The following is an 8005-nucleotide window of genomic DNA, read 5'->3' on the forward strand; positions in this document are numbered from 1 at the left end:
CGTGTTTTTTGACTTTAATTGTGACAATTTTTTCATGTTTGTCTATACCAGCGAGGTAAGCCCAAATAAATGCAATGGAAACAACGGATATCAAGGTAGATAAGCGCTCAAGCTTGTTGAGATGTGTGTCTTCTATGTTGAAACCACTTGTTTTCATGGCCCGGAACATGGTTTCTATCTGCCATCTTTCCTTATAGTTAATCAGTGCTTGGTCCTGTTTGTTGAACGATGCAATGATAACAAATTCAATTTTACCTGTGGCTTTATCAATGGTTTTGATAGCTGACAAATAGACAAGGTTTCCGCCCAAATGGACCAACCCGCTGTAATGCATGTGTACGCCAACCCGTAGATGGTTGAATAGCCAGAAGACCTTTTTTTCGCCTTTGCCGGGCACACGGACTTTCATGTTTTCGCGTAACCTGATATAAAATGGCACCTTATTAAGGATTAAATACCCAAACCATTCATCGCCAATAAATTCCCTATCGCCCATGAAACCAGAGATGGACGAACAACCAAATAGCTCGATGTAGTCGTCAAACAATTCTTGGCGCTCTGTGGCATTTGAATTCCCACGTTTGGGAAGAAGTTTCCACAGCAGCGGAATGGCCACGCCTTTATAACAAACACTGAGCATCAATATGTTGATATCCAAGCTCCCAAATTGCCAATTGGTTCTGTCCATGCTCAAGCGGTAGGGCGGTTTAGAGGGCAAAAGAGCAAATATCAGCCGGGCGAGTAAACGCCTCTCTATAAGAAACTCGGCGAAAAATCGTTGCACCCGTCGATGGCTCGATTCGTAGGTTGCCTGTCCCTCAAATCCTTGCGCAAGCTTTACGAACGAAACCGTTTGTAACTTGCACATTGCACAAACAATTGAAATCGTGCACTTTACCCGTGCTTTATGCCATCCGGTCGTTTCTTTAAACAGTTGGATTAATTCGCTATATTTGTTATCAACCTTGGTGTTCACGTATAGTACAAAAGATGTGGTAATCAGCTGTAATATACTGAATATCAAGGTTTTATCCAAATGCTTTAGATTATTATTTAATTGATTTTCAATTATTTAACTGTTTTGTCATGTACTAAGAATTCATTGGATTCATTTCTGGGAATAGCAATAGAGGAGGCATTAAATTTGGAATCATCTAAAGGATAAACCTTTTCCCATGAAGCACCGTAATTACCTGAACTCCATAATCCTTCAGCAATAAAACCAGCATATACAACTCCGGGAATATTGGGATCACAAACAATGGTATTCAATACCGATGCTCTGGATCTTTGAAATGGCAAATCATTTCCGATACTCTTCCAGGTTTCACCCCCATCATAAGATGCAAACAAACCTTCGGTAGGTTCGCCAAAATATATTGTATTTGGCATATGTGAATCAATTGCCATCAGCTGGTTTGTACCGCATGCATTTTTTGTTTGATACACTACAACTGAGAGCAACTCATTTTCTATAAAGAATCTTTGATGTGGCAAACTCTTTATATGCGACGGTAGACCAACATTTAAATTCTCCCAACTTTCACCCCAATCGTTTGAAACCAGGAGTCCGGCACCCTTTTCAATATCTCCATCAATATAAGCATAGAAGCGCCCTGGTGTGAATTTATCTTCGCGAAGTGCCTGAACAAATAACCCTTGAGATAAATGCAATAAGAATTGATTGGTTATACCACCGTCATGGCTACGCGCAATGGCACTGAGACGTTCATGATTATTCGTAATGCCATAAATGACCGTTCCGGCCTGAAACGAAGACAAAGCAATGGCAGTACTGCAATAGTAATTATTTGGGTGATCAATATATTTAAAAAACTCATATGTCAATCCGCCATCATGACTTACAGCAGGTTGTCCGTCGGCACCAACAAAATATACGATATTCTCATCTATGGGATCCACTGTAATATATTCCAGGCAAATATTACCTATACCGCTAAAATAGTTGCCATTCCAAGTGTTTCCGCTGTCTTCACTTACTGAAACACCAAACCAATTACACAAAAAAAGCTTTCCTTCAACAAAGCGGTCGGCTCTAAGTTTGGCTATGGCCCAACCCATTTGCTCTACACGTTCATAATGTTCGGAGTAACCAACAAAATCTTTACCCCAATCGTACTTTTCTTTAACAAGTTGCCAATGGTTACCACCATCAATCGAAACGTATACTGGAAATTCTACTATTAATATATTACTTGGATATCTTTCGATGGCTGCATATACCACATCCGGATTAATTGGTGAGATGTCAATATCAGCGCAGGTGTAATCGCCAACCGGAAGCCCATTCGTAAGTTTTGTAAACTGACTCCCCCCATCTTCAGTTCTGTATATACCATCTTTTTTAATAGTAACATAAAACACATCTGGGTTTAATGGACTAAACGTAATATTAGTAATGTCTGCACCTTTTTTAGAAAAAACAGATTCCCATGTTTGCCCCAGATTATTAGAAAAATACAATCCACCATATCCATTCGTTTGCTTATTACCCTCAGGATATAAATAACTCTCCTCTGGCATCTCACTTAAAGTTCCAATGTAATAGCGGTTTGGAAAATAAGGATTGATGGCAAGGAATCCCATTGGCACATCGGCTAACCCCTTGTAGTTCCATTTAATTCCTTCATCATCGCTCCTCCATACGCCCGATGTATATCCAACTGCAATAACTACATCGGGATTATGAGGGTCAACGGCAATTTTTTCACCGTTGGCCCTTGTCAGACCATTTCCATAAAAATTGATGAGGTCAGAAACATGAATCCAAGTATCACCTCCATCCATTGATTTGTGAATATCGCCAAAAATTCTGCCATCACGGGCTTCGCCTGACCCGCGAAACAACACATTGGGACGTTGATGACTTATAGTGATTGTTTCAACACTATGATGATGGCTTTTGCTCATTCCATTATTTTTGGATGCCCAGGTTTTGCCCCCATCTTCACTTTTAAAAACGCCAGCCACATCACACCTTATATAAACAACTTGCCCATCAGATGGATGCTGTAGTAAACCTGTAACATATCCACCTCCACCTAATACGTTATTTGCCAATTCAAAACCAGCAATTCGAGGCTTCACCTTATATCGCAAAGCATAATGTATTGTTAACAATCCGCCTAACAATAACAACAGATATATATATGTGTGTTTTTTCACTTGCAGAATATGTTTTAAAAATTATGACGCTTAATCTCTATATTTAATTGATTCATCTACTGATTATCCAGATTTTTGAATTACTTACAGGTATTGGAGAAGGTAAAAAATTCAAATTGTAGAGGAAACCGGCCGACTCTGCGGTCCGGTTTCCTCATAATCAATCCTTAACTAAACTAATCTAAACTAGTAACCAGGATTGTTTCCACTTGCAGCCATCAGAGGGTTGGTATCAAGCTCCCTTTTGGGAATTGGAAACAATAAGTGTGTTGGTATGCTCAAACGGAAATTTTCTGCGTCAAACTCAAACCCAAAATCACTAGCAGTCCAGGTAGATAGATCAATATAACCTGCCCTATGCCAACTCCTGAGGTCAGTCCAACGTATTCCATCCTCACCAGCCAATTCACGTAATCTTTCATCCATAATATCCTGCATTGTAACAGCTGTTAAATCAGCAGGAACAGAAGAAATTGAACCATCTGGAGTTGAACGTCTTGCTCTTTCTCTAATATCATTTACCTCCTTTAATGCCAGAGCTGGTTGATTTGTTTGTAAATAAGCTTCAGCAGCCAGCAATTTGATATCGGCATAACGCATTAACCTATAGTTATTGGGTGAGCTAAGCCCCCAGTCTCTTTCAAACTCACAATGACCTGGCTTAACATACTTTTGCATTTGATTGCCACCAAACTTATCCCAGGAGGGATAGGGCTGAGGAACATTTACATTACCATTAACATTGGTAAAAATTGGAGCGAATGTTTCGGCCTTTCTGGGGTCTCCATCTTCAAAGGCATTTCGTAGTTTTAATGATGGACCATACTTTCCCGACATATAATTACCCCAATGGTTGGTAAAGTAGTGATATTGTGCTCCCATTTGGCCAATGTTTACATCAAAATCATTATCCAGCCAGGCGTTATCCATTGCAGGCGCACTACTTGCCTGAAATTCGAACAATGACTCTTTGTTATTTTCATGATGCACGCTGAAGTTGTAATGAAAGGTTACCAACTCACGGCTTGTGATTTTTCCAAATGCTGTAATCGCTTTCGCATAATCACCATTGGCATTTTTGGTATGTCTGGCTCTCAACACATGGGCTCTTACCAATAATCCATAGGCACTCTCGTTCCATACCCGTCCCTTTTCCGTAGCAGGAGTCCAATAGTTTACATTTGGTAGTAGCTCAACAGCCAAATTCAAATCAGAGATAGCCTTATCAAGCATTTGAGTTCCCTCAGATGGAGGTAAAATGGCACTTCCAATACTTGGAATACGTTTATCCTGCAATGGCGCCTTGCCAAACCAGTCGTATAAACGATAATATGCCCAAGCCCTTAAGAAGAGAACTTCACCTTTGTTGGCCTGCCATAGACCGTCTCTGCGATAAAGCGCTTTCACTTCCTCCTCTTCAAGTTTTTCCAACATAAAATTGCAACGATATAGCAATTGATAATACCTTCTCCAGGCATAAGTAACCTGACCATTAGATTCATTTAGGCCAGAAAAAGCGGCGAATGCAGCATTACCTGAATCAAAATTAGAGATATCATCACCAGGCAGCATAAACATGGCGTGCATTCCAGGGTCATTCAATACGGGTCCGTATAGATTGGCAAACATGGCATAACATGCTCCAACCCCTTGTTGCATCCTTTGTTCACTGTTGTAAAAATCTCCCTCTAATTCAGCTGTAGGATCTACATTTAACTCATCTGAGCATGAGTTAAGGCCATAAAGTCCGCTTATAGCTAGAAAAATAATGGCCAAATATTTAATTTTATTCATCATACGCATGTTTTAAGATTTGCAAATTAGAATCTACCCGATATACCAACTGAGAAAATCCTTGGAGTAGGGTAAATATCACTTTCGGGATCCATGCCAGTATATTTGGTGATTGTCATCAAATTAGAACCAGATACATATAATCTTATATTCTTAATATGATTGTTTACCCGATTGTAAACACCATCTTGCAAGGTATAGCCAAGCTGTACAGTTTGCAATCTAAGGTAAGCACCACTCTCAAAAAAGAAATCTGAATTACGGAGGTTTCTGTTTGGATCACCAAAAACCAGTCGAGGATATTCCGAAGAAGGATTCTCAGGTGTCCATTGTTTGTATACCATTGTGGTTACATTATCGCTTTGGGTTGGATGAAAGGAATTGGCCTTAACCAAATTATATTTCATCACATCTCCAACACCTGAGAACAACGCACTAAAATCCAATCCCTTGTACTCCAGATTTAAATTAATACCGTAAAAATACCCAGGAATGGATTTTCCGATATATACCATATCATAGCTGTCAATTTTACCATCCGGTTCACTTGAATAGAAAGTTCCCTCTTCAGTAGGCGCGCTTCTTAAATCTTGAAAATAGAAATCACCAGCGCCAACAGATCCAACCATTGTCCAGTTTGTGTCAGAATACCTTGATTTCCATTCCTGAGCTTCAGCATCTGACTGGAATATACCACCAACTTTATAAGCTTTGTGATAAAATAACGGATAACCTTCTTCAATTGTGCCTGAAGGAATTCCTTTATAGGTCTTCAACACACGGTTTCTAACAGTTGTAATATTACCACCAAAAGAATAGTTTAGATTACCTACCCGGTTGGAGTAGTTTGCGGATGCTTCAACGCCACGGTTCGATACTTCTGCCACATTCGCACTTGGGAAATTTAGAACCCCTACACTTAGTGGCAAATCAATATGCTGAAGTATACCGTCGGTTAATTTGGTATAGTATTCGGCAGAAAAATTCAGGTTTCTAAACAAGATTGCATCAAAACCGATATTGGTGGTGGTGGTTTTTTCCCATCTGAGTTCTCTGTTGGGTATACCGGTAATGATTGCACCAGTACCAAGAACTCCACCTCCGATATATCGGGAAGGATCTGATCCAAAATTATATGTAGCATTTTGGGTAATTGTTGACAAAAACGCCATATCGGCCACTTCCTGATTCCCTAGTTTACCCCAGCCACCGCGCAGTTTAAAATCGTCAATCCAACCAATATTGGTCATAAATGACTCATTCTTCATACGCCACGCAGCTGAGAATGATGGGAATGTACCCCAACGGTTTTCAGGCGCAAACCTTGATGAACCATCTCTACGCACAGTGGCATCCAGATAATAGCGATAGGAGAAATTATATCCAACACGCACCAGATGACCTTGAAGCGCACGACGCTGGGTACCGGTAAAAGTGTTGGTAAACCGACTTTCTCCACCGATATTATGAAGTGCTTTCTTTTTAGAAGTCACATACTCAGTTGACATATCCGAAAACTCAGCACCATACTCCTGATTCGTATAGTTGTATAATAAATCTAAGTTATGTGAATTGAATGAGCGGGCATAGTTTGAAGTAAACTGTTGTATATAGTTAAAGTTAGTCATATCCCTATGTACAAGATTGCCTACGGACTTTCCACCACCTTTCCCATAACTGTTACCAGCAGTATGATCAAATGCAGAAGCATCGAAATCAGAGAAACTCTTTCTTTTGGTGCTGTATAGATCCATATCCACCTGATACTTTAACGACAATCCACTAAATGGGGTGAGCTCAGCATAAATAGTACCCATGTTGCGCAGAGAAGTGTATTCTGTATAATTAACAGATGAACGCCCCACTTGATTAATACGCGTACCTAAACCGTAAAGCCTTTGGTTTAAATAACTTCCATCAGGCTGCAAGCCACCAACGGTATATGCAAATCCTCTATAACCTGGAATTCCGGGACCACTGTATATTGGCTGCCAAGGCGCACTCTTCACATTATCCAGATAGTTCATGTTATTATGGTCACCCCCTGCACTTACTAACCTGTAATTAATTCCTGTTCTCAGATAGTCATTTATTTTTGTATTAATCTTTACATTTCCTGAATATCGACTGAGGTTAGTATTTATGAGGGTTCCATCTGTATCTGAACGACCTACCGAAACATAATAGTCAGTATTTTCAGTACCCCCAGAAACCCTTACGGACACATCCGAAGTTGGTGCATTTTTGTGGCGAATTGCATCCTGCCAATTGTATGTAGGGGAATTACCAAGGTACCTTGAATCGTTAGGATCAAAACGACCAGCATTCTCAGGAGCAGGAGCTAAATCCGGATTAGTGGCCCAAATTTCGGGAACGAATTTGGCATATTGAGGTGTCGATAGCCAATTAAGTTCCTGAGTGATGCTTTGTATACCATATCGTGCACTAAAATCTACCGATGGTTTATCTCTCCTGCCTTTCTTTGTTGTTATGAGCACAACTCCGTTGGCAGCACGTACACCGTAGATTGCAGCAGCAGAAGCATCCTTTAAAATCGAAATTGATTCAATGTCGTTAGGATCAATCATTGTCATAATGTTTAAAGGACCACGCAAATCCTGGTTACCCGCATGCCCTCCTTCACTACCTGAACCAAATTCAGTAATCGCAACACCATCAATCACATAAAGTGGTTCAGTCACCCCCCATGTATTGGTTCCACGAATACGAACAGTTGGTCGTTGCATAGGGTTTCCGGTATTTCAAGACACATGCACACCAGTCATAGTACCCTGCATGGCCATCTGAGGCGACATTGCAACAGTTTTCTCACTATCTTTTGAAGAAACTGTAGAAATGGCTGTAGTCACATCTCGCTTGGAACGAGTACCATAACCAATTACAACGTAAGCATTCGGCCTAGTACATATTGTCATCAAAGCTAAGCAGTCGTTTCTTTGAAGGCAAAAAATGAGGATGACACATACGACCTTCAAGCAACTCTATCAAGAGTATCAGGAATCCA

Annotated in this window: 4 protein-coding genes; all 4 read right to left on the minus strand. The window is 40.3% G+C overall.

The window, feature by feature from the left end; genetic code table 11:
* On the minus strand, window positions 1–868 hold an 868-nt coding region (locus ALKIM_RS17060), incomplete at its 3' end, for an IS4 family transposase (protein ID WP_052345154.1).
* Window positions 869–1068: 200 nt separating this feature from the next.
* Window positions 1069–3186 carry a VPS10 domain-containing protein gene (locus ALKIM_RS0100175; protein WP_026472898.1) on the minus strand — a complete coding sequence of 706 codons (2118 nt, stop codon included), beginning with the start codon at window positions 3184–3186 and terminating at the stop codon, window positions 1069–1071.
* A 186-nt stretch (window positions 3187–3372) separates the two neighbouring features.
* On the minus strand, window positions 3373–4983 hold the full coding sequence (locus ALKIM_RS0100180; RefSeq protein WP_162148770.1) for a RagB/SusD family nutrient uptake outer membrane protein: 1611 nt from the start codon (window positions 4981–4983) through the stop codon (window positions 3373–3375).
* Between the two features lie 23 nt (window positions 4984–5006).
* Window positions 5007–7727: a SusC/RagA family TonB-linked outer membrane protein gene (locus tag ALKIM_RS0100185; protein ID WP_026472900.1), complete on the minus strand. Its 2721-nt coding sequence runs from the start codon at window positions 7725–7727 to the stop codon at window positions 5007–5009.
* Window positions 7728–8005 lie beyond the last annotated feature (278 nt).

This window comes from Alkaliflexus imshenetskii DSM 15055, from assembly GCF_000517065.1.
Classification (GTDB): domain Bacteria; phylum Bacteroidota; class Bacteroidia; order Bacteroidales; family Marinilabiliaceae; genus Alkaliflexus; species Alkaliflexus imshenetskii.

Excerpts from the sequence above, each read along its gene's own strand:
- ALKIM_RS0100180 (WP_162148770.1), bottom strand. The coding sequence starts at position 4,983 with ATGATGAATAAAATTAAATATTTGGCCATTATTTTTCTAGCTATAAGC.
- ALKIM_RS0100185 (WP_026472900.1), bottom strand. The coding sequence starts at position 7,727 with ATGCAACGACCAACTGTTCGTATTCGTGGAACCAATACATGGGGGGTG.